The organism is Mycolicibacterium flavescens (assembly GCF_001722335.1).
GTDB classification, from domain to species: domain Bacteria; phylum Actinomycetota; class Actinomycetes; order Mycobacteriales; family Mycobacteriaceae; genus Mycobacterium; species Mycobacterium flavescens.
This window is the reverse complement of sequence record NZ_MIHA01000006.1, coordinates 159047-181365: the sequence shown is the minus strand read 5'-3', so window position 1 is coordinate 181365 and position 22319 is coordinate 159047. Positions and strand designations below refer to the sequence as shown.

Sequence of the window (22319 nt, the reverse complement as noted above, 5' to 3'; positions counted from 1 at the left end):
AGGCCGACGCAGACCGCGACCGCGGTGGCGGTGGCGCCGAGTCCCAGACTGACCAGGGGAGAGCGGCGCACCCGGTCGGCAAATCGGAGCGGGTTCTCGATGAAACGCAAGGTGAGCACGGCCAGCCCGAGTGACACGAGGACCGCGACGAGCTTGGTCGGCAGTCCCACCTGGTGCCCCAGGAAGGCCGGCGTGAGCACCAGCACGGGCCAGTGCCACAGGTACCACGAGTACGAGACCCTCCCGATAGCCCCCATCGGGGAGGAGGCGAGAATACGGCCGCAGCCGTGAGAAGGTCCGGCGCAGCCGGCACCGATCACCAGCACCACGCCGAGTGTGGGCAACAGCGCCGCGATGCCCGGATAGCTCGTCGTTCCGTTCAGCTGGGTGCAGGCCAGCAGGATCAGCGCCAGCCCGACCCAGCCCAGCGGCACAGCCGAGCGGGTCGGAAGCCGCCGCCAGTAGCCGACCGTCAGAGCGATCAGTCCGCCGGCGGCCAACTGCCATGCGCGGGTCGGCAAGGAAAAGAAGGCGATGGGCGGAATCAGGTAGGTGAGCACCAGCGACAGCGCGAATGACACGACGACGACGAGCGTGAGGATGAGCAGATACGGGCGCACCGACGACGTGGCCCCGGTTCGCGTGGTCTGCCGGCGCACACGGCGGATGAGCCACGCCGTGCCGATGATCAACAGCGGCCAGACGAGGTAGAACTGCTCCTCCACACCCAGAGACCAGTAGTGCTGGAACGGCGACGGTGACAGCAGGCTCTGGTGGCCGAAGTACTTCACGCCGGAGCTGATGAACCAGTAGTTGCTGACGTACAGCGCGCTGGTGATGCCGTCCATCGTGACCGAGCGAACTTGCAACGGTGGCAGCAACAACGCGGACGCGATCATGGTGACGACGCCGACCGCAGCCGAAGCGGGCAGCAACCGCCGGGCCCGCGCACCGAAGAAGCTGCGCAAGCTGACGGTGCCGGTGGCGCTGGCCTCGCGCCAGAGCAGTCCGGTGATCAGGAAACCCGAGATGACGAAGAAGACGTCGACGCCGACGAATCCGCCGCCGAGGCCGGGGACGTCCGCATGGAAGAGGACGACAGCCAGTACCGCTACGGCGCGCAAGCCCTCGATGTCGGGGCGGAACTGCTTTTCCGGGTTGCGTTGACCGGGCGAAGTGACCGGCGCACCAGGCGCGCGGCCGGCGGCGCCGACCTCTTGATCGGTCGCTTGCGATCCGGCGGTTCTCAGCGCACGCAACGGACGCTGCTGCCCGAGATCCTTCTATCTGATGTGGTTAAGGGAACCGGCGGGCGGTGACCGTACCGGTGATGGCGAAAACGCCGACGGTCACGACTTGCAGTTACTGCGACCCCGATTGCTGACGTTGCGACCAACGTCCGAACCCCCACCATGGATGCCCTCCCGTGCATACGCCCGTCGAACATAGCCCGGGTCGTCGGGGGCGCGCATCCCTTTGCACTCGACATTATTGTCAGGTAAACAAATTTGCTGGTCAGGCCCACCGGGAAAGCGGACACGCGAGTTCGAGTTCATGGACGCACGGCGTCGCCGGGACGGTCGCGAGCGCATCTGGCCGGCCGTCGAGGCCCGGACGCTCGGGTCAATCCACGATCGCCCGCGCGGCGCGCTCGGCGATCAGCATGACCGGCGCATTCGTGTTCCCGGACGTGATGGTGGGCATCGCGGAGGCGTCCACCACGCGTAGGCCGGCGACGCCGTACACGCGGCAGTCGGTGTCGAGGACCGTGGTGGGCGACCGCGGTAGACCGCGTGCGTCGAAGGCGCCCATCGCACAGGTGCCCACCGGGTGGAAGATGGTCGTACCCAGCTCACTGGCGGCTTGCATCAGCTCCTCGTCGCTGACCAGTTGCGGTCCGGGAAGCAACTCTTCAGGGCGGTAACGGGCCAGGGCCGGCGCGGCCATGATCTGGCGGGTCATGCGGAGGCCGCGCACGGCGATGTCGCGATCGACGTCGGTGGACAGGTAGTTGCAGGAGATCTTCGGGTGGGTGAGCGGATCCGCATCGGCCATTCGGACGTGACCACGCGAGGTGGGTCGCAGATTGCAGACCGAGGGAGTGATCGCCGGATAGGGGTGCAGCGGTTCGCCGAATTTCGGCAGGGACAACGGCTGCACGTGCCACTCCAGATCCGGGCTGGGCAGCGCCGGGTCGCTCTTGGTGAATGCTCCCAGCGTGGACGGCGGCATGGTCAGAGGACCTGACCGCAGCATTAGGTACTGAATTCCCATGCCCGCCCGGGTGATCCAGTTCCGGTAGAGCGTGTTGACGGTGCGCGCGCCCTGCACGCGGTAGACCGATCGGATCTGCAGGTGGTCCTGGAGGTTCTCACCCACTCCCGGCAGGTCGACGACCACCGGCACGTGATGCCGGGTGAGCAGCCCGGCCGGCCCCAGACCCGAGACCTGCATCAGATGCGGTGAGCCGATGGCTCCGGCGCTCAGGATCACTTCCCGGCGGGCTCGAATGTCGACGGTCCGGCCGTCTTTGAGCACCCGCAGGCCGGTGGCGCGGTGCTGGGCGGTGGTCCAGGCGCCGCGACGCTGATCGGCGCGGACCTGATCGTCCATCAACAACTTCAAGGCCTGAGTGTGGGTGTAGACGGTGAGATTGGGGCGCTGCGATATCGGGTGCAGGAACGCATCCGCCATCGACCAGCGTCGGCCGCGTTTCTGGTTGACGTGGAAGTAGGCGCTGCCGGAGTTGTCGCCCCGGTTGAACTCTTCTTTCGGCTCGATGCCCAATTCGGCGGCCGCGTCCTGCCAGGCGTCGAGGATCTTCCAGCGCACCCGCGGTCGCTCGACCCGGATCTCACCACGGTCGCCGTGCCATTCGTCGGCCCCGCCGAAGTAGTCCTCGAGCTCCTTGTAGATCGCCAGAGTTTCGCCGGGGCTGCCCGGGCCGCCCCAGAGCCATCGCTCGTCACCGGTGGCTCGCGCCCACAGCTCGTAATCGCTGGCTTGACCGCGCATGTGGATCATGGCGTTGATCGACGAACAGCCGCCGATCACACGGCCACGCGCGTAGATGATGCTGCGCCCGGCCAGACCGGGATCGGGCTCGGTCGTGAAGCACCAGTCGGTGCGCGGGTTGGCGATGGTGAACAGGTAACCCACCGGCACCTTGATCCAGAACCAGTTGTCCTTTCCGCCCGCCTCGATCAGCAGCACCCGAAGGTCGGGGTTGGCGCTGAGCCGATTGGCGAGCAGACAGCCCGCGCTGCCTGCCCCCACGACGATGTAGTCGAATTCGGCGTCGTAGTCGGTCATCGGGCTCGTTTCCACCACCGTTCCTCCTGCCGTCGGATGCGTTGTCCCAGTGTGCGCGACGGCGCGGCCGGCGCCACGATCACCCAACCGGCTGCAGGCTCCGCAGCGTGCTGGTGACGAACTTCTTCAGCGCCACGTCGCGCTCACCATTGGATTCACCGGCTGTGGTCAGGAGGGCATAGACGCCGAGCAGGAAGAACGCGGCGCTGTGGTAGGCGTCGACGTCGTCGTAGAGTTCGCCGCGAATCCGGGAGCGCTCGATCTCGGCGGCCAGCAGCACGAAGATCGGATGGTTCGCCCACTGTTCGCGTTCGGGCCGGGTCGGCGAGAAGTACAGGCTGATGACGTCATGAAACAACGCTGAGCCCCAACGACTCTCGAGGTCCAGAACCAGCTCGACGATCTTCGTCAGCACGGCCGGCAGGTCGTGACGGGTGTCGAGGAACCGACCGAATTCGTTGGCGAGTTGCACCTCGTCGCGACGGATAAGCTCGAGCAGGACGTGCTCTCTGGTGGGGAAGTGGAAGTAAAAGGTGCTGCGCGCAACTCCGGCGGCCTTGACGATGGCGTTGATGTCGGCCATCTGGGAGCCGGAACGTCGGAACTCCACGATCGCGGCGTCGAGCAGTCGAGCACGGGTGTGTTCGCGCTGCACGTCGCGCCGAGTAGCCGCCTCTGACACACGGCCATTGTGCCGCATCCGGCCGATTCACTGACGCTTGTCGCCAAATCAGGTATTGACGAGCCGTTTCTCCAGCGCATAGATCCAGCTCAAACGCATAATTTCGGACATGCTCGGTCAATTTCGTTGTCATCTGTCAGTGAGCGTGCTACATCTAGGGGCGGCTTCAGACGTCAGCAGATCGGACAGGCAGACCAGATGACGACAACGCGAGCGAGCAACACCACGGGTCAGCGCATCATGTTGTGGACGGTGCCGCCGGCGGCCGCGCTGTTCGTGCTCGCCTACTTCCTGTTCCCGCCGTTCTCGCCGCCGCTGTCGCCGACGATGACGCCCGAGGAAGTCGCGGTGTTCTTCGCCAACAACGTCACCGGAATCATCGGCGTCGCCATTCTGTGCAACTTGATCGCGTGCTCGCTGGTGCCGTTGTTCGCGGTCACGGCGGTGCAGATGTCGCGGATCGGCACGTCGAGCAACGTCTTCACCTATGCCTACATGCTGTGCGTCGGCATCGGGCTGACGGCGTTCATCCTGGCCGACTATTGCTGGGCGATGGCGGCTTTCCGGCCGGAGCGAGATCCGCAGCTGATCAGCCTGCTCAACGACATGGCGTGGTTCTTCTTCATCGCGCCAGTGGGGACGATCATCGTGGCCAATGCCTGCCTCGCGATCAGCATCTACCTGGACGCCCGCCCCGATCCGGTCTTTCCGCGCTGGGTCGCGCACTTCAACATCGTGACGGCGGCCCTTCTGGTTCCGAGTGCTTTCTCGTTCTTGAACAAGACCGGCCCGCTGGCTTGGGACGGCGCATTGTCATTCACGTTGCGGCTCAGTGTATTCGCCTGCTATGTCGCGGTGATGTTCGTCGTTTTGGTGGGTGTGGTCAACCGCCAGGGCCGGGAGCAGGAGGACACGATGCAGGAGGCCTTGGTATGACCAAGGCCGTAGCCGACGTGACCGGTCCCGGACAGGCTCCGCGACGACGCTGGCGTGATAACAAGAAGCTCGACCAGTGGATCGCGTTCTGGACGGTCCCGGTGTTCTTCAGTTTGTTCGGGTTGGCGTTCGTGCCGCTGAGTTGGATGATGCCGCCGCGATCGCCGGGCGCTTCCCAGGCCGAGATCACCGACTTCATGCAGTCGCAGAACCTGTTGGTGGCATGTGTGATCCTGACTTTGGCGTTCGGTATGGCGCCAGTGTCGAATGCGTGTTATCTCAACCAGATCCGACGGATGTCGGTCAGTCCGGTGCTGCGTTACAGCTTGATGGCGGGCGCGACGACTGGCGCGATCGTCGGGATGGTCTTCGCGATGTTCTGTTTCGGGCTGGGTGCCTTCCGCACCGGTTACGACCCGGAAATCCTGGCGATGCTCTACGACTTCGGCTATCTGGCGTTCATCGGCTCGCTGGGCTGCTTCTGCATCATGTGGATGGCGTTCGGCCTGGCGATCATCCTGGACAAGAACAACATCCTGCCGAAATGGCTCGGGTACTACACGGTTTGGCAGTACGTGACCGAACTGATGGCTGCGCCGGTCTGGATCGCCAAGTCGGGCCCGTTTGCGTGGAACGGGCTGATGACGTTCTGGTTCGCGATGCTGTTGTACGTGCCATGGCAGTTCATCGTGTACGTGTGCATCTACCGCGCGATCAAGAATCAGCCTGAAGAGGAACTCGACAACTTCCACCTGGTGAACGCGGCGCGGACCGAGGCGAACGCATGACGTCGGTCTCCGAGAACGTGGGTGCCCTCGACACGTCGCGGAAGCCGACCGGTGGCGGACATCTGCCCGGCGAGTCGAGCATGTGGTTCTTCGTCATCGGAGACCTGCTCATCTTCGCGTTCTACTTCGTGGTCTACATGTACTACCGCGGCGAGAACCAAGAGCTGTTCCTGGACAGTCAGACGAAGCTGAACACCGACATCGGCGCGGTCAATACCGTTGTCTTGCTGACCAGTTCATTGTTCGTGGCGCTGGGAACCACGGCGGCTCGCTCCGGCAAGATGGGCGACGCCTCGCGGCTGCTGGGTCTTGCGCTGGCCTGCGGAGCGGTCTTTCCGGTGCTCAAGGCCTTCGAGTACATCCCCGAAGTCATGGCCGGCTTGACCCCCGGCACGAACCTGTTCTTCATGTTCTACTTCGTGATGACCGGCATGCACCTGTGCCATGTGTTCCTCGGGCTGGCGATTCTCTACTTCCTGGTTCGCAACGTGCGCAGCTCTCGGCCGCGAATTTCGTTGGTGGAGACGGGGGCTACCTATTGGCACATGGTCGACCTGTTGTGGATCGTCTTGTTCGCGCTGCTCTACCTGATGAGGTGATGTCGTGACCGCCTATCTCCGTCACCCGCTGACACTCGTGTGGGCGGTGCTGACCGCGGTGACGATTGCGTCGTGGTTGACCGCCCGCGACGGTGGCGAGGCACATCAGGTCAGCGCGGCGATCACCGTGGTGGTGCTGGTCATCGCGGCGGTCAAGACGCAGCTGGTGATCTGGCACTTCATGGAGGTCCGGCACGCGCCGCGATGGCTGAAGCTGACGACCAACGGGTGGCTGGTCGTGCTCTTCGGTTTGCTGCTGGGGTTCTATTTCGCGGCCGGATAGCGCCGCGCCAACACCGCGGCGAGGGGGAGAATGGGTGCATGTCGACCGCGCTGTGGATCATCGTTGCGGTGTTCGCCATCGGGGCCATCGCCGGCGGCCTGCTGCGGATGCGCGCCTGGTTGCAGAAGCCGGTGTCGCCCGAGGTGATCGAGGCCGCACACCGCGACGACGACAAGGACGACGAGCAGGGGTGACGCTCTGGCGACGCGATCAGGTGCGGGTCAGCCTGAATTGGGCGGGTACCGGTGTCCCGTAGGTTCGTCGTCGACTAAGTCCGGACCGGCGAGGTTCTGCCGCGGGTCAAGACGTGATAGAAGGAAGTCCATGACTTCGAGCACCTACCGTTCCTCGGCGATCGTCGGCCTGGCCACCTTTGCGCTGTTAACTGTGGGGTGTAGCAGTGGCGGGAGCATCGACGCGTCGATGCCGCCGCAGGTTGATTTGATTGCCACCTCAGAGGTGGAGGCGCCACCCGCCGAGGTGAAGCTGATCGGGGAGCGCGACGTCGAGGTGACGCTCACCGGTCCGATCGCGGCGAAGTACTCGACGGCGACCGAAAAGCAGAAGCAGGCGCTCGGCAAACCGCTGACCGGCGACTTCAATGCCGGGACCCGGGACAGCGGGGTGGTGTTCCAACAGTTCCAGGGCGGCGTGATCGTCGCCAAGAATGACCAGCCCGGAACACCGGCGTACATCACCTGGGGCAGGATTCGCGAGGCCTGGAACATCGAACGCGACGAGGCCGGCGTTCCCGACATCGCGGGCAAGAATGGTTCGCCGGGCCCGCTGGGCGTACCGACCAGCGATGAGGAACCCGTCGGCGATCTGCTTGTGACGACCTTCGAGCACGGCAAAATCACGTTCGACCCGAAGACGGGTGAGGTTGAGGTCACGGTCAACGGCAAGGTCGTGCCGTCCGGGCTCTAGGCGGATCCGCCAGCGGCGGGCAGGCGTTCAGGCCAAGGGCTTGGGCGTGAAGGTGACGTCGACACCGCCGACGGTCATCGTCACCTGACCTTCCATCACCATCACCTGCGCCGAGACCCGACGATCGACCGTCTGGGCCAGTTGCTGCACCAGCGCGTGCGGTACCTGCACCACCGACAGGTTCGACAGCCCCGCCACTTTAGGTCCCACGGTGCGCCACCAGGTGGCCACGCCGGCGGCGAAAGGGAACAGCAGCACCTGGTCGGCCTGACTGGCGGCCTTGCCCAAGACGCGTTCATCGGGCTGGCCCACGTTGATCCACTCCAGGATCCGGCCCGTGTAGTCGGCGAGCCGCAAATCCGGTACGCCGGGGGTGGACAGGCCTGCCCCGAACGTCAGCTCACCGTCGACGTCGCTGAGCCGGTGCGCACGCAGCCCAAACGCCAACAGCCGCACCACCATCCGCTCATCGGTTTCACTGGGATGACGGGCCACGGTCAGCGTGTGATCGGCGTAGTAACCGTGATCGACGTCGGAGACGCCGAGTTCGACCTTGAACACTGTTGCAGAAAGGGCCACGCCATAGTGTCCACCCAGGCGGTGTTCCCCGAGTAGTCAGGCCGCGGTCAGGCCGCCGCGCTCGACGCCGAATTCGTCAAAAGTGACAGGGGAGCGGCCCGGTTGACGGCATCGCAACCCGCTACGGCAGGGTCGCGTAGATTCGTCGAGAATAATTCGAGCACCCAACGAAGGCGATCATGTCCGAGGATCAGAACACCGACGTTCCACCGAATCACCTCTCCATCGATCCGCGCAGTCCCTTCTACAACGAAGAGGTGCTTCGCCGTGACGTGGGTGTTCGCGTCAATGGCGCCGAAAAGACCAATGTGCACGAATACAACGTGGCCGAAGGTTGGGCGCGTGTTGAAGTCCCCACCGCGAAGGATCGCCGCGGAAATCCCATGGTCGTCAAGGTCAGCGGCACGATCGAACCTTATTTCCGCTGAGTTGGATGGCGGACGCCACAGTTACAACGAGTTGGTCCGCGAAGACCCAGCGGCTCATAACGTATCCGCGGGAGTCACGCGAGACTTGAGCAGGTAATCGATCAACGCACGATTGTCAGCGGAGATGACTACAGCACAGGTATCCCGCCATCTTCGATTACGTCGTATCCCTTAAGGGAGTGCGGCCTGCCCGGCAACGCGCCGAAGGACGGTGCTGGGCTCGCCGGGGTTCGCGGACGGTACGGCATCGGGCGTGCAGACATGTCTCACCGGTGATACGCTGTGCGTATGACTGAGGTGGTCACTGTTCGCGACCTGCGCAACCAAGGCGGGGAAGTGCTGCGCAGAGTGGAGCGCGGTGAGCGCATCATCGTGACGCGCGATGGTGCGCCGGTAGCCGAGCTGAGCCCGTTACCGCGGCCAAGCGTGAGTCCTACTGAACTGATTCGCCGACGCCGGAACCTGCCACCTGTGGACGTGGAGAAGTTGCGTTCGGACGTGGACAGCGTGGTAGATCCGTCACTGTGAAGGAATCGGCTCACCGGTCGAGAGGCATGCTCGACACGTCGACGGTGATTCTGCTCGGCCGGCTGACGGATCCCGACGAGTTACCAAACGAGTCTGTAATAAGTGCGATAACTCTCGCTGAGCTGTCCGTGGGGCCGCACGTCGCCCAAGCTGACGCCGAACGCAGCGCACGTCAGCAACACCTGCAGCAGGCGGAGGCGGATTTCGAAGTCCTTCCGTTCGACGCCGAAAGTGCGCGGGCGTTTGGAGGCATCGCCGCCGCGCTGCGTACGTCGGGCCGCAAACCAGCTGCACGAGCCTACGACGCGCTCATTGCGGCCACTGCCGTCGCGCACGGTGTGCCGTTATACACGTGCAATCCCGGCGACTTCGCTGGATTGCCCCAGCTGGACCTGCGTGGGGTCACGCACCCGGATCACTGATCGGCGTGCCGTCTAAGACTTCGCACACCGCCGATCGTCCTACAATCAGGTTACTGAAAGTCGTTGGGCGGCAGTGCAGGTGGGGGACTTTGAGGACTGGAGTTGCTGGACTTCCCGCAGCGTGGGCGAGCCCGACTGACGGCCGACGAGTATCGCGGAGGCTCACGCGACACTACTGGCGATCGCCAAAATCAGCCCACCCAGGGTCAGCACGCCAACCAGCACGGCGGCAGCGATCGCCTATCCGCGACCCGATGCATTGGGAGCTGACGGGCGTTACCGCCGCGCGACGAAGACGAACAACGACGCGGAACACTGCTGCAACAACCGACAGGGGGACAATAGATCTCGCTCGTACTGCAGTGGATTACTTGACATAATGTGGCTTATCGGCAATTCGGCGACCAGGGCGATCGACCGGGCGTGCGGTCCGGGACACTCGTCGAACCGCCCACGTGTGTGCGACATGGCCACTAACGGGTTGATTGCACGCGCTATACGGGTGCAATCAACCCGTTAAGGCCCCCGTCGGCATCGACTGCCGACCGAACTCGAAGTTCCAATCGACGTCGACTCCGCGTCGACGCCTGCAATCCTGCCCCTTCTCAAACCTGCTAGCGCGCATCAAAACGTCACTGTGACGTTTCGACAGCGTGTCGCAGGTCTCGAAAACCCTTCGGCCGCAGGCGGCTTGACCTCCCTGAGCGTCCTTAAGGGGTTACTTGCACGCCCTATCCGCGGGTAAGTAACCCGTTAGTGGCATACGCGCCTCTCGATTGGCTCCCCGGGAAATCGCACCGGCAAGTTGCATTACGTCACAGTGACGATTTAAAGCCTTTCCAGCGGAGACGATCTCGACACTTTGCACAGCACTGCGCTGCCAGCCGGACGTTCGGCGAGCTACGGGTTGTCCGCCACCCGGCTGATCGTGACAGGGCGCGCTCCGGCGTCGATCGAGTCAGTGCACTCGCAGCGCAGCCAGAACGTGCCGTCCCACGGGTCGTCGTACCAACGGACCATCATCGGACATTGCGCCGTGTGGCTGCACTCACCGGCTGCGCACTTTCGGCACTCAGTCATTCACGACCCCAAGCAGCGCCACATCTGGCCGTCGCGATGAGGACAGCTCGCCTGCCGTCACCCGACTGTGTCAACGGAAGACCTCGATGACTTCACCCCTGATCGCCCACGTGTCGCCAGCAGCAGACGTTCCGCGAGGAATTCACCCATCATCACGAAACTCTACTGCGTCCGGCTCAGATTCAACGTTATGGCCAGAGGTTGATCCCTGCCCGTCAGCGATAAATCGTGCATCCACCGCAGCGGCGACCTCTATGTCTTCGGGCACAAGCCGGACCTCGGGTGCGCCCGCAGGCGCCGCCTCGATTCCCGCCACCATGGAAGCCCGCCCGGGGGCTCCATCGGGCCGCAGGTGAGCCTCCAGCATCCCGGCGTCAGCAATCCCGACGGACTCGACCTCGCCGAGACCGAGTGCCCCGGCATACTGTTGAGCGCGCTCGACGGCGTCATGCACCGCTTGTTCGCGCACCCGGCGGATCAACTCGAGACGGCGCTTCTCCGTCAGCGACCATCTGATGGCCCTCACGTGAAATCCGTCGAGATTGGTGACATGCTCACCGACCCATGTCGACAGAGCTTCGAAATCGCAAAACTTGACTTCGAAGTCGACGGCCGCATGATGCACCAACGGCAGCTGTTTGCCGTCCTTGTTCCAGGGCCGGTCCGCCCAGGTCCGCAGCTGCTGCGCCGACCACCAGGTGACAGCAGGCTCGTGCCTGTCCTTCAGCTCTGCCACCGATGTCCGCACGACATCCAAGTCCTGTGCCACGCGCGCGTACACCGGTTCCATCGACGGACCTTCGTAACTGATCGACGCGTGGACGGCACCTCGCTCAGGCGGCTCTGACACCGCGAACGACCCGCGTACCGTGATCTCAGTGGGCATTTGCTCAGCGTAGCGGCGACACCGGCAGGATCGTCCGCAACAACGTCACATCAACTTGTCCAGCGTGATCGGCAGATCGGTCACCCGCCGCCCGGTCGCGTTGAAGACCGCATTGGCCACTGCAGCGGGTACCCCGACGACGACGAGCTCGCCGATGCCCTTGACCCCGATCGGGTCGGCGATCATGTCCTCGCCCGGCAGGTACTCCGCATCGAGTTCGGGCACGTCGGCGTTGACCGGCACCAAATAGTCGGCCATGTTCGCGTTGACGATCCGCCCGTCGCGGTGATCGAGATGCGTCGCCTCGAGCAGCGCCGCCCCGATACCCATCACCATCCCCCCGATGGCCTGGCTGCGCGCCAACAGCGGATTGACGATCCGGCCCGCGTCATAGGAGGCGAACATCCGCCGAACCCGCACCGTCCCCAGCGATTCGTCCACGGCCACTTCGGCGAACACCGCGCCGTAGGCATGCATCGAAAAGCCTTCACTGGCAGCGTCCGGGGTCCACTGTTGTTCGGCGCTGAGGTCGGCGAGGCGCCGACGACGCAGCAGCTCTTCATACCGCTCACCGCGCGACGCGTCTGTCCGAGCCACCATACGGCCGTCGAGCACATTGACGTCCCCGGGCACCAGGCCGTGCAACGGCGACCCCGGATCGGTGACCGCCATCCGCACGAACCGGTCGCGCAACAGTGTGCCGACGTGGTGTACCGAGGACCCGGCGCTGGCCATCGTCCGCGAACCGGTCTGCCCCGGCGCCTCCGGTAACTCGCTGTCGCCCAACGTGAACCGGACCCGATGAAACGGCACACCCAGCGCATCGGCGCCGACCTGGCTCATCGCCGTGTACGTGCCGGGACCGATATCGCTGACCCCGCAGTGAATCTCGACCGCTCCGTCGGCGCGGACCCGCGCTGACGCGGCACACGGGCTGACGATAGTGACAAAGCTGGCCGCGGCCACACCCAGACCGATCAGTTGACTGCCCTCGCGCACCAACCGGGGCTCGGCCTCTCGCCGCGACCACCCGAACCTCTTCGCGCCGGAGCGCAGACACTCGGCCAGCCGCCGTGTTGAGAACGGCAGGTCCTCCCCCTGATCCCGGGTGGGTTCGTTACGCAGCCGAAGCTCGATCGGATCGAGACCGAGCCGGTGGGCCAGATCGTCCATCGCGGTCTCCAGCGCGAAGTTCCCCGACAGGTGGCCGGGACCGCGCATCTGGTTTCCCGGATTGACGTCCAGAGCGACGGTCCGCAACGCTGAGCGCATGTTCGGCGCCTGATACATCGAGGACGACCCGCCCGTGACGTTGTCCACGTACGGGCTGTGGCGCGACACCTCGACGCTGCCCTCGTGCACGATCGCGGCGATGCGGCCCGACCGGTCGGCACCGATCGCCACCCGCTGGCGGCTTCGCGGCCGGTATCCGGTGACGGCGTAGAGCTGCCGCCGCGTCAGCAGCAGCTTGACCGGCCGGCCGAGGCGACGCGCCACATGCGCCGCGATCAGTTGGTGCGGCCACACCCGTCCCGCGTTGCCGAAAGCGCCACCCACGAATGGCGAGATCACCCGCACGTTGCCGGCGGGCACGCCGAGCGCCGACGCATACTGTCCGCTCGCGCCGCTGACCGATTGCACCTTGTCCCACACCGTGAGCCGGTCGCCCTCCCACCGGGCCACCGTCGCGCTGATCTCCATCGGATTGTGGTTGTGGCGCTCCATCGCATAACGCAAATCGGTGACGACAGCAGAGCTTCGCAGCGCCCGGTCGGCGTCTCCCCGCGTGTAGCTCCGTGCGGACGCCGACGCATCGCCGGTGTCCATGTCGGTGATCTGCGACTGCGCCGAGTAGCGCACCGTCACCAATGACGCCCCGTGACTGGCTGATTCGAGCGTCGTCGCGACCACCACCGCCACCGCTTGCCCGAACGCCGAGACCTGCCGCGGGTCGTACGGCAGCGTCACCCCGGCGAAGTCGGTGACGATATCGACCACCTCCGGTATCCGCCGCGCCGGTGCGGTGTCGACAGCGTCGACTGTTCCCCGCGCCACGGTCGCGCCGACCAACACCGCGAACTGCGCATCGGCAACGTCGGCGTCGGCGGCGTAGCGCGCCTGACCGGTCACCTTCTGGCGGCCGTCCACCCGGGGTACGGCCTGCCCGGCCAGCGCACGCCGCGCCAGCGGGGCCGTCACCGCAAGCCCGCGATCGTCTCGACCTGCCGGGCGACAGTGCGCTTGAGCAGATCAACCTTGAACCCGTTCTCCGACAACGGTCGCGCACCCTCGCCGGCCACCTCCGCCGCGGCACGGATCACGTCTCGGGTCGCTGCCCTGCCGATCAGCGCCCGCTCGACGGCGGCCAGCCGCCAAGGGACGGTGCCGACCCCGCCGGCGGCCACCCGCGCTGCCCGGATCGTCGGGCCCTGCATGTCGAGCACCACCGCCGCCGAGCAGATCGCGAACTCGTACGACGCGCGGTCGCGGACTTTCAGGTAACCCGACCTGAGCGCGGGCGGGGTCGTTGGCACCTCGACTGCCACGATCAACTCACCCGGCTGCAGATTGTGTTCCCGCTCCGGAGCCGAGCCGGGTGTACGGAAAAAGTCAGTGAGTCGAATAGCCCTGTCCCCGGATGGGTCTCGCACGATAAGCCCAGCATCCAATGCGACCAGCGCGACAGCGAGATCGGACGGATGGGTGGCGACGCACTGATCGCTGGTGCCGAGGATGGCGTGCGTCCGGTTGCGTCCGCCGACCGCCGGACAGCCCGATCCGGGCTCACGGCGGTTGCAGGGCGATGTGACGTCGCGGAAGTACAGGCAGCGCGGTCGCTGCATGAGGTTCCCTCCGATCGAGGCCATGTTCCGCAGTTGCGCGGAGGCGCTGAGGTTCAACGCTTCTGCGATGACCGGGAACTCGCTGCGGACCGCGGGGTGTGCGGCCAGTTCCGCCATCCGCACCAGTGCTCCGATGCGCAACCGGTCCGGCTGCAGATCGATGTCACGGTACGGCAGAGCGTTGATGTCGACGACGGACCCGGGCCGTTCGACGGTTTCCCGCATCAGGTCGATCAGCGTGGTGCCGCCCGCGATGTAGCGCGCGCCCGACCGGCCGGCGGCCAGCGCCGCGTGTTCGTCGACGGCCGTGGTGAACGAGAACGGGTACATCGCTCACTCCCCGCGCCGTGCGACCGATGCGACCGCCTCGACGATGTTGACGTAGGCACCGCAGCGGCACAGGTTGCCGCTCATCGACTCTCGGATCTGCTCCGGAGTCTCCGCGCCGCCTTCGCGAATGCATGCGACCCCGGACATGATCTGACCCGGTGTGCAGAAGCCGCACTGCAGCGCGTCGTGGTCGATGAACGCCTGCTGCAGCGGATGCAGACGACCGTTGCGTTCCAGGCCCTCGATCGTCGTGATCTCGGCGCCGTCGTGCATGACCGCCAGCGTCAGGCACGACACCACCCGCTCACCGTTGAGGTGAATCGTGCAGGCGCCGCATGCGCCTTGGTCACAGCCCTTCTTCGTACCGGTCAGCCCCGCGCGTTCGCGCAGCATGTCGAGCAGCGAGGTGCGGGTATCGACGTCGAACGTGTGCTGTTCGCCGTTGATGCGCATGGTCACCGTCGACGGTGACGTGGCTTCGCTCTCGTCGGCGCCGCACCCGGTCAGGTACGGAAGTGCGCCGAGGGCACCTCCGACCGCCACCGAGGCGCCGATGAAGGTCCGTCTGCGCACCGGGAACGGCGTGTTGTGCGATTGATCCGTCACGTCGAGGTCCTCCGAACGGCAGGGCAACTGGGACGTGTCAACCCTAGGCAGGGCGCCTGCCGACCCCGGTGATCCTCATAGGAAACACATACCAACCGCCCAGCGGACCTCGAGTGTGAAGGCAGGGCCGTCGGCGGGCGGGATCCACCGCCACCAGTTCACACTCGGCGAGCCGCTGAAGTCACTGCAGCCAATCGTTGCCCGCGAGGCCGAGCTGGGCCACATCGAGGCTGGGTGTGATACCGGATTGCGGTGCCAGGCCGCGCTTTTCGAGCACCGACCGCAAGGTCTCCGCGGCGTCGATGTTCAGCGGGCTGGACACCCACATGGCGTAGGGCAGGTTGACGAACCGGCTCTCCCGCACAGCCCTGAGGTTCCTGCTCGCTGGGTTACTGCGCAGCGCGGCGATCTTCTCCTCGACGGACTGACCCGGGTAGTCGACGAACACGATCAGATCCGGGTCGGCGGTGGCGATCCGCTCCCAGCTCACCGTCGTCCAGGTGTCCTGGATGTCCTCGGTGGCGTTGCGCGCACCGGCGGCGTCGATGATCCCCTGCGGTCCGCCGAACGCCCCCGACGAGAAGATCGTGTCGCTGCCGCTGTCGAACACGAAGACGGTCGGCTTCTCGGCGGGTTGCGGTGCGGCCCGCAGGGTTTGCAGACGGGCCGCGACCTCGTCGGCCGCCTGCGCGCCCTGCTCGGCGTTGCCGGTGATGATCCCGATGTTGCGCAGATCGGTGTCGATCGCCACCCACGGGTCCATGGTGCCGCGGACCGCCTCACCTTCGACCGGACGGCACGCCTCGGACAACTGGTAGACGGCGATACCGTGTCCGGCAAGGATTTCCGGTGTGATCCCGCGTTCCTCGCCCATCCCGTAGTGGTATCCCGCGAACAGCACCTGCGGTTTGGCCCCGACGATGTTCTCCAACGTCGGCTGCGCCGGCGCCACCTCCTTCAGGCCGTCGATCTGCGCACCGTATTCCAGACGCAGCACGTCGACGTCGCGGGCCATCGAGCTGACCGCAACCATCTGCTCGCGGGCCCCGGCCGCCAACGCGATCGCGATCATCCCACCGTCGTTGACGAACAGCCGCTCGAGCGGCTGGTCGAAAGTGACTTCCGCACCGCAGTTGGTGACGGTCACCGTGTCGGCTCCGGCGTCGGCCGAGGTCTGCGACGAACACCCGGCGGCCAACACCAGCAACAGACCGAAGATGGCCGGTGCGATAGAGCGGAATTGTGGTGCCACAGTCAAATTCCTTTTGTTCGGTCCGATACCGGGTCGGCATGGGTGAGTAGGAGATGAGATCGCCCCGTCGTGGGGTGCGCGACGACGTCGCCGGCGACGTCGAAGATCCGCCACAGCAGGTCCGAGTCGAGAACCTCCGCGGGCGGCCCGTGCGCGAACACGCCGCCGTCGGCGATCACCGCCACCGCGTCGAAGTGCCGCAGCACCAGGTCCAGATCGTGCATCGCGGCCACCACCGTGCATTCGAGCTCGTCGAGGGTCTGCATGAACCTCAGCCGCCACGCGGCGTCGAGATGGTTGGTGGGTTCGTCGAGCACCAGAATCCCGGTCCGCTGCGCCAGCGCCCGCGCAAGCACGACACGGTGCCGTTCGCCACCGGACAGCTGCGCGCAGGACCGCTCCCCCGCCCCCGAGAGGCCGACGGCGCCGAGTGCCTCGTCGATGATGTCCTGCTCCCCCACGACCGCCCCGGACCACGGGTTGCGGTACGGCGTGCGGCCCAGCCCGACCGCTTCGGCAACCGTGAGTTCACCCGACGGCCGCTCCTCCTGCCCGACCACCGCGATGCTGCGCGCCCGGCGCCGTGCCGGCATCCGATACAGATCGTCGCCGTCGATGCGCACGCGTCCGGCCGCCGGAGCGTCGAGGCCCGACAGGGCGCGCAACAGCGTGGTCTTACCGGCGCCGTTCGGGCCGACCACCGCCAGCCGGGTCGCGGCGGGCACCAGCAGGTCCACGTCCGCGACGATGGTTCGCGCGCCGCGGCGGCACTCGACGCGGTGCGCGCTGAGCGTGGCGGCGGTCATGAGCTGTTCCCGAATTCGTAGCGGCGTCGCCCCATCAGGAACAGGAACACCGGCGCGCCGATCAGACCGGTGACGATGCCCAGCGGCATCTCCCGCGGCGCGGCCAGCTCGCGCGAGATCACGTCCACCCACAGCAGGAACAGCGCACCCGCGCAGACCGTCACCGGCAGCATCGCGCGGTGGGTGGCGCCCACGATCAGCCGCGCGGCGTGCGGCACGATCAGCCCGACGAACCCGATGCCGCCGGAGACGGCCACCAGCACGCCGACCAACACCGCCTGCATCACGAACAACGCGTTGCGCAGCGCCCGTACCGGCACACCGAGCGAGGTGGCGGTGTCGGCGCCGGCGGCGTAGGCGTCCAACCAGGAATGGATCAGCAGCGCCCCGACCAGCGAGGCCAGCACCACCGCGGCCGCGACGGGAACCTTCGCCCACGTCGCTCCGGCGACGCTGCCGAGCAACCAGAACATCACGCTCTCGGCGGCGTGCGGGTCACCGGCAGTGAACACCAGCAGCGACGACAGCGCCATGAACGCCGAGGACAACACGACGCCCGACAGGATCAGCCGCAGCGCGGTCAGCCCACCCTGCGCGCGGGCCACCGCGTACACGGTGAGCGTCGCGACCATCGCCCCGAGCAGCGCCCCGCCGGACAGCGCCCAGATCCCGAGCGCGGACAGCACGCCCAGCGTCATCACCGCCGTCGCGCCGACCGCGGCGCCCGCCGAAACCCCGAGCAGATACGGCTCGGCCAGCGGGTTGCGCACCAACGCCTGCATCAGCGCGCCGGCCAGCGCCAGACCGGCGCCCACGATTGCGGCCAGAATCGAACGCGGCAGCCGAAGATCCCAGACGATCACGTCGTAACCCGCATCCGTCGGCGCGCCGGTCAGACGGCCGACGACCGCGCGCCACACGTCACCGAGCGGAATGTCCTCGGCGCCAAAGGCAACCGAGACCACGACGCTGACGACAGTGAGTGCCGCGAGCACCACGGTCAGCGTGAACGACGGGACCCGCCGAACGGTGGGAACCGACGTGTCGTGCGCGCGACGGGACAGCTTCTCGGCGACCGTCACGGGCACAACACCGGGAGCCAGGTGATCAACAAGTCTTGCCTCAATACGCCGGGGCATCTGAACGCGAGATACCGGTGGACCTATCGAGAACGGCAGGTCTTCGGACTCGGGATGTTGCGGGTTCGACGCCTTCCCGGAAGCCTTCAGCGGCCTCCAGTGACCTGTGTCGAGCCCAACTCCCATACCGCTGCGCGCCAGTCCCGGACTCTCACCGGGTTCCCTGGCATCCGCATGAAGCACGGATGCGACCGCTCTCAGCGGCAGACCCTACCAACCCTCGGACAGCGCTGGGCATCTGCCCGATTTGCTGACCACACCGGAGCCGTCCAGCTACCTTTGACCCATCGGTGCGAACCGGTGGGGATAGATATGGTCAAACTGTTTGCGATCGCGGCAGCTTCGGCTGCCCTGACATTCATCGGGGTTCCGAGCGCCTCCGCGCAGCCGGATCCCAAGGTGCCCAACGGCGCCGCCAACTGGTGCCCGGGTGGGCAGAAGTCGGGACAGGGTGGACAGCGCTACTGCCTCGGCGAACCGTTTCCCGACGGATCGTTCTATTCGCAGACCTGGAGTTTCGGTCCGGGCGGCCCGTTCGCGCCGGGCGCGTGGCACAACACCGCGTCCTGCAGTGTGCTGATCAACGGTTCGATCCAGGGCGGTCTGCCCTACGGCGGCATACCCCAATGCGGCGGCGGCCCGCGCGCCATCCACTTCTGACGCCCGGAGCCCGCTGGCGCGTGCAGTCGCCGACCCACGTGACCGCGTTAGCATCGGTGTATGGCCGCTGAGCGCGAAGCCCTCTGGGGCTGGGACCTGGACGAGTCCCCGGCGCAGCCGAGCGACGGTCGGCCCCCCAACGAAGTCGAAACCGACCACGACCCGATCACCGAACCACTGCCGGTGGCCGACCCCGACCCGGTGGCCGAGCCCGCCGCCGAGACCGACGACTGGTACGACGAGCGTGAACCCGCTTACACGCGGGCGTTCACCGGTAAGCCGATCGGATCGTCTGTCGGTGCATTGACCTTCAAGTCCGCACCCGTGCCCTGGTACCGGACGAAACGCGGCGTGATCGGGTTGATCGCGGCCGCGGTGCTGCTGCTGGCTGTCGTGCTGATGATGATGGTGCAAGGTTCCTCGGGTTCCGAGGAGCCCAGCGGCGTGGCCCCCAGCGCCGAGCCGACGGCCGAGAACACACCGCCGTCACCGGTCGAGCCGTCGATGAGCGCAACGGCGCCGCCGCCGATGCCTCCCCCACCGCCGCCGCCTCCCCCGCCACCGCCGCCGGCGGAGAACAGCGCCCCGGCCTATCAGCCGTACTACCCCCCGCGGAATTCGCCGCCGTCACAGAACAAGCCCGAGATCGGGGTGACGCGCCCGCCGATGAGCGTCGCGCCGGATGTCCGCGCGCCACGGCCCGGCGAAGGCAAACCCGGCGACGGCCGCGGCAGCGGCCGGTGGTTCTAGAGCGACCACTCGTCGTCGGTCACCCCGATGGGAACGGCCGATCGGTGAAGTCGATCTGCGCCGCCGGATTGGCCACCGCCGTCACCATCCCCGAACCGAATGGTCCGCGACGGTCGAACAACGTCGCCGTACCGACGGCGACCCCGTCTGAGGCCCAGTGCGAATCACCCTGCACGAGGATCCAGTCCTCGACCGGCAGCCGCGAAAGCGCGACCGTCAGGTCACCGTTGATGTAGCCGATCCCCTCGGTGCCCAGGTTCGTCGCCAAGCTCGTCGACTCCGCGACGGTGACCGCACGCGTGAACGGCGAAACCTTCTCGCCTGCAACGATATCCGGGCTGGAGAAGTAGAAGCGTTTGCGCGAGGTGTTCTGGTGCGCGGCAGGCGATCGCGACCATCCGCTGTCGTCGCTGCCCACGTACGGCAACAACGCTCCGTCGCGATCGGGAAAGTCGGGAACCGGCGCCGGCGGCACCCACTCCTGCCCGGCCGGTGGCGCCGACCGGCGGTACTGCACCAAGGTCGCCCGCGCGACGCCCCGGCCGTCCTGCTGCACATCGCATTCGACGTTGCGCACCCGGCGGCCGTCCCGCACGACCCGCACATCGACCGTCGTGAGCGTCATGCGCGCCGCCCGGAACAGGTCCACGGTGAGCCTCGCCGGCATGAACTCCTCTGACCCCGAATGCTTTTCCAGCGTCCGCGCAACCAACCCGACGATCGCCGGCCCGTTGAGCTGGTCGTCGCCCCAGCCGCTCAACGCAAACCGCGTCGGCTCAAAGCCGCCGCAGTCGGTCGGCGTGAAGTACGAAGGTTCGCGCAGCATTGCCGGATCTTCGCATATGACGCGGGTCGCCTCGCGCCGTGGGCGGTCAGGGCCGCACAGCCTGTACCGCCCACACCTCGCGCCGGCCGGCACTGCGACCCGCCACCTCCACGTCGTGAAATCCTGCCGAAATGCACTGTGCGGCAAAAGCATCGGCTTGCTGTCGGGTCCACCCGTGGCTGGCCAGGCCGGTGGCGTCCGCGGTGATCTGCCGTTCGACGGCAAGCAGCCGTCCGCCGGGGGCCAGCACGCGGCGCGCCTCGTGCAACCCGGCCTCGACGTCCTGCCAGTGGTGCACGGTCGCCAGCGACCACACCACCGTCGCCGACGCGTCGGGCAGCGGCACGCTCTCGGCGGTGCCCGTCGTCCACGCAATCGTCCCGTGCCGGGTGACGGCGCGCGCCAGCCGCAGCATCACCGGGGCCGGGTCCACACCGATGACGGCGGCACCGCGGCGGGCCGCCACCCGGGCTGCCCCACCGGGACCGCAGCCGATGTCGACGACCGTGTCCTCGGGCCCGACGGCGGTGGACTCAGCGGCCAAACGCGCAACCGAGCGCCCCATCGCCAGCAGGACCACCCCGACGAGCGCGCCCATCACCCCCGAGAAGCCCGGATGGTCGGCGTGGTGGTTGACCGGTAGGTCGCCGGCGCTCATAGGGCCAGCCTGCTCGCGAGCGGCGTGACGTCAAGTGGGGGCGATCACCGGTACCTCGCGTCCGATGCGGGTAGACAGAACAGGCACCGGCGGGAGGACCCCAAGTGAGCGAACTGAACTACCTCGAACTGCACGGCGACCGCGTCGCGTACCGGGACGTCGGCGCAGGTGACGAGGCGTTGCTGCTGATCCACGGGATGGCGGGCAGCTCCGAGACGTGGCGCGCGGTGATCCCGCAGTTGTCGCGCCGCTACCGCGTGATCGCCCCCGACCTGCTCGGCCACGGCCAGTCCGACAAGCCCCGCGGCGACTACTCGCTGGGCGCATTCGCCGTCTGGCTGCGGGATCTGCTCGACGAACTCGACGTGTCGAACGCCACGATCGTCGGGCAGTCGCTCGGCGGCGGGGTCGCGATGCAGTTCGTCTACCAGCATCCCGAGTACTGCCGTCGGCTGGTGCTGATCAGCAGCGGCGGCCTCGGGCCCGACGTCGGCTGGACGCTGCGCCTGCTCTCGGCGCCGGGATCGGAGTTCCTCCTGCCGGTGCTCGCGCCGCGGCCGGTGCTGACGGTCGGCAACAAGCTGCGCGGCTGGTTCTCCTCGGCCGGGATCCAGTCGCCGCGCGGCGCGGAGATGTGGAGCGCCTACTCGTCGCTGGCCGACGCGCAGACCCGGCAGGCGTTCCTGCGCACACTGCGGTCCGTCGTCGACTACCGCGGTCAGGCGGTCAGCGCCCTGAACCGGCTGCACGTGGCCGCCCAGGTGCCGATCATGGCGATCTGGGGCGACCGCGACGGCATCATCCCGGTCTCCCACGCCTATGCCGCGCACGAGGCCCGACCCGAGTGCCGCCTGGAGGTCCTCGAAGGGGTCGGACACTTCCCGCACGTCGAACGCCCCAGCGACGTGGTCGACCTGCTCGACGACTTCATCGTCAGCACCGCGCAGCGCGACGAGGCGCCACGCCCGTCGTAGCCGCCCGTCACCCGCCCCGCGCAGG

The 22319-nt window shown here is 66.8% G+C and carries 24 protein-coding genes, 1 pseudogene and 1 riboswitch; of the genes and pseudogenes, 12 read left to right on the top strand and 13 right to left on the bottom strand.

Annotation, left to right across the window (positions count from 1 at the left end; all coding sequences use genetic code 11):
* Positions 1-104: 104 nt before the first annotated feature.
* The 3 genes and pseudogenes from BHQ18_RS30915 to BHQ18_RS10375 all read right to left on the bottom strand — a co-directional run.
* Positions 105-1124: pseudogene (locus BHQ18_RS30915) on the bottom strand (acyltransferase family protein); the annotation flags it as partial.
* 499 nt (positions 1125-1623) lie between these two features.
* A complete protein-coding gene (locus BHQ18_RS10380; RefSeq protein ID WP_084293997.1) occupies positions 1624-3312 on the bottom strand; it encodes a GMC family oxidoreductase in 1689 nt (562 codons plus the stop codon).
* 79 nt (positions 3313-3391) lie between these two features.
* A complete protein-coding gene (locus BHQ18_RS10375) occupies positions 3392-4012 on the bottom strand; it encodes a TetR/AcrR family transcriptional regulator (RefSeq protein ID WP_069413509.1) in 621 nt (206 codons plus the stop codon).
* 180 nt (positions 4013-4192) lie between these two features.
* On the opposite strand from BHQ18_RS10375, the gene BHQ18_RS10370 reads away from it, so the two are divergent.
* The 6 genes from BHQ18_RS10370 (at position 4193) to BHQ18_RS10350 (ending at position 7527) form a co-directional block, all read left to right on the top strand.
* Positions 4193-4930, top strand: a complete 738-nt coding sequence (locus BHQ18_RS10370) for a hypothetical protein (RefSeq protein ID WP_069413508.1) — start codon at positions 4193-4195, stop codon at positions 4928-4930.
* On the top strand, positions 4927-5718 hold the full coding sequence (locus BHQ18_RS10365) for a hypothetical protein (RefSeq protein ID WP_069413507.1): 792 nt from the start codon (positions 4927-4929) through the stop codon (positions 5716-5718). The genes BHQ18_RS10370 and BHQ18_RS10365 overlap by 4 nt, the downstream gene beginning before the upstream one ends.
* Positions 5715-6317 (top strand): cytochrome c oxidase subunit 3, encoded by a 603-nt coding sequence (locus tag BHQ18_RS10360; protein ID WP_069413506.1) that lies wholly within the window; start codon positions 5715-5717, stop codon positions 6315-6317. Before BHQ18_RS10365 ends, BHQ18_RS10360 begins: the two co-directional genes overlap by 4 nt.
* A 4-nt stretch (positions 6318-6321) precedes the next feature.
* Positions 6322-6600: a cytochrome C oxidase subunit IV family protein gene (locus BHQ18_RS10355; RefSeq protein ID WP_069413505.1), complete on the top strand. Its 279-nt coding sequence runs from the start codon at positions 6322-6324 to the stop codon at positions 6598-6600.
* Positions 6601-6638: 38 nt separating this feature from the next.
* Entirely contained in the window at positions 6639-6794 is a 156-nt protein-coding gene (locus tag BHQ18_RS29525) for a hypothetical protein (RefSeq protein ID WP_109789248.1), read from the top strand.
* A gap of 130 nt (positions 6795-6924) precedes the next feature.
* Positions 6925-7527 carry an LGFP repeat-containing protein gene (locus BHQ18_RS10350; protein WP_069413504.1) on the top strand — a complete coding sequence of 201 codons (603 nt, stop codon included), beginning with the start codon at positions 6925-6927 and terminating at the stop codon, positions 7525-7527.
* A gap of 27 nt (positions 7528-7554) precedes the next feature.
* On the opposite strand, the gene BHQ18_RS10345 is transcribed toward BHQ18_RS10350, so the two are convergent.
* On the bottom strand, positions 7555-8106 hold the full coding sequence (locus BHQ18_RS10345; RefSeq protein ID WP_069413503.1) for a YaeQ family protein: 552 nt from the start codon (positions 8104-8106) through the stop codon (positions 7555-7557).
* Positions 8107-8285: 179 nt separating this feature from the next.
* On the opposite strand from BHQ18_RS10345, the gene BHQ18_RS10340 reads away from it, so the two are divergent.
* From BHQ18_RS10340 to BHQ18_RS10335, 3 genes are all read left to right on the top strand, one after another.
* On the top strand, positions 8286-8534 hold the full coding sequence (locus BHQ18_RS10340; protein WP_069413502.1) for a DUF3297 family protein: 249 nt from the start codon (positions 8286-8288) through the stop codon (positions 8532-8534).
* 288 nt (positions 8535-8822) lie between these two features.
* Positions 8823-9062, top strand: coding sequence for a type II toxin-antitoxin system Phd/YefM family antitoxin (locus tag BHQ18_RS29075; protein WP_084293996.1), 240 nt, complete (start codon positions 8823-8825; stop codon positions 9060-9062).
* A gap of 26 nt (positions 9063-9088) precedes the next feature.
* Positions 9089-9484 carry a type II toxin-antitoxin system VapC family toxin gene (locus BHQ18_RS10335; protein ID WP_069413501.1) on the top strand — a complete coding sequence of 132 codons (396 nt, stop codon included), beginning with the start codon at positions 9089-9091 and terminating at the stop codon, positions 9482-9484.
* 1222 nt (positions 9485-10706) lie between these two features.
* Here BHQ18_RS10335 and BHQ18_RS10330 read toward each other — a convergent pair.
* From BHQ18_RS10330 to BHQ18_RS10300, 7 genes are all read right to left on the bottom strand, one after another.
* Complete coding sequence (locus BHQ18_RS10330; RefSeq protein WP_084293995.1) at positions 10707-11450, bottom strand: SIMPL domain-containing protein; 744 nt, start codon at positions 11448-11450, stop codon at positions 10707-10709.
* 45 nt (positions 11451-11495) lie between these two features.
* The gene (locus BHQ18_RS10325; protein WP_069413499.1) at positions 11496-13649 is read right to left on the bottom strand and encodes a xanthine dehydrogenase family protein molybdopterin-binding subunit; all 2154 of its coding nucleotides are present in this window, start codon (positions 13647-13649) and stop codon (positions 11496-11498) included.
* Positions 13646-14623 carry an FAD binding domain-containing protein gene (locus tag BHQ18_RS10320; RefSeq protein WP_069413498.1) on the bottom strand — a complete coding sequence of 326 codons (978 nt, stop codon included), beginning with the start codon at positions 14621-14623 and terminating at the stop codon, positions 13646-13648. The genes BHQ18_RS10325 and BHQ18_RS10320 overlap by 4 nt, the downstream gene beginning before the upstream one ends.
* Before the next feature lie 3 nt (positions 14624-14626).
* Complete coding sequence (locus BHQ18_RS10315; protein WP_109789247.1) at positions 14627-15229, bottom strand: (2Fe-2S)-binding protein; 603 nt, start codon at positions 15227-15229, stop codon at positions 14627-14629.
* A gap of 181 nt (positions 15230-15410) precedes the next feature.
* Positions 15411-16481, bottom strand: coding sequence for an ABC transporter substrate-binding protein (locus BHQ18_RS10310; RefSeq protein ID WP_372516613.1), 1071 nt, complete (start codon positions 16479-16481; stop codon positions 15411-15413).
* Between the two features lie 2 nt (positions 16482-16483).
* On the bottom strand, positions 16484-17287 hold the full coding sequence (locus tag BHQ18_RS10305) for an ABC transporter ATP-binding protein (protein ID WP_069413497.1): 804 nt from the start codon (positions 17285-17287) through the stop codon (positions 16484-16486).
* Entirely contained in the window at positions 17284-18291 is a 1008-nt protein-coding gene (locus BHQ18_RS10300) for a FecCD family ABC transporter permease (protein ID WP_069413635.1), read from the bottom strand. Before BHQ18_RS10300 ends, BHQ18_RS10305 begins: the two co-directional genes overlap by 4 nt.
* Positions 18292-18443: 152 nt before the next feature.
* Positions 18444-18637: riboswitch (cobalamin riboswitch) on the bottom strand.
* A gap of 101 nt (positions 18638-18738) precedes the next feature.
* Here BHQ18_RS10300 and BHQ18_RS10295 point away from each other — a divergent pair.
* Both BHQ18_RS10295 and BHQ18_RS10290 read left to right on the top strand, forming a co-directional pair.
* Positions 18739-19086, top strand: a complete 348-nt coding sequence (locus tag BHQ18_RS10295; protein ID WP_069413496.1) for a hypothetical protein — start codon at positions 18739-18741, stop codon at positions 19084-19086.
* 60 nt (positions 19087-19146) lie between these two features.
* Positions 19147-19836: a hypothetical protein gene (locus tag BHQ18_RS10290; RefSeq protein WP_069413495.1), complete on the top strand. Its 690-nt coding sequence runs from the start codon at positions 19147-19149 to the stop codon at positions 19834-19836.
* Positions 19837-19855: 19 nt separating this feature from the next.
* On the opposite strand, the gene BHQ18_RS10285 is transcribed toward BHQ18_RS10290, so the two are convergent.
* Entirely contained in the window at positions 19856-20662 is an 807-nt protein-coding gene (locus BHQ18_RS10285; protein WP_069413494.1) for an acyl-CoA thioesterase domain-containing protein, read from the bottom strand.
* Between the two features lie 46 nt (positions 20663-20708).
* A complete protein-coding gene (locus BHQ18_RS10280; RefSeq protein WP_069413493.1) occupies positions 20709-21320 on the bottom strand; it encodes a class I SAM-dependent methyltransferase in 612 nt (203 codons plus the stop codon).
* A gap of 104 nt (positions 21321-21424) precedes the next feature.
* On the opposite strand from BHQ18_RS10280, the gene BHQ18_RS10275 reads away from it, so the two are divergent.
* The gene (locus tag BHQ18_RS10275; protein WP_069413492.1) at positions 21425-22294 is read left to right on the top strand and encodes an alpha/beta fold hydrolase; all 870 of its coding nucleotides are present in this window, start codon (positions 21425-21427) and stop codon (positions 22292-22294) included.
* Positions 22295-22319: the final 25 nt, after the last annotated feature.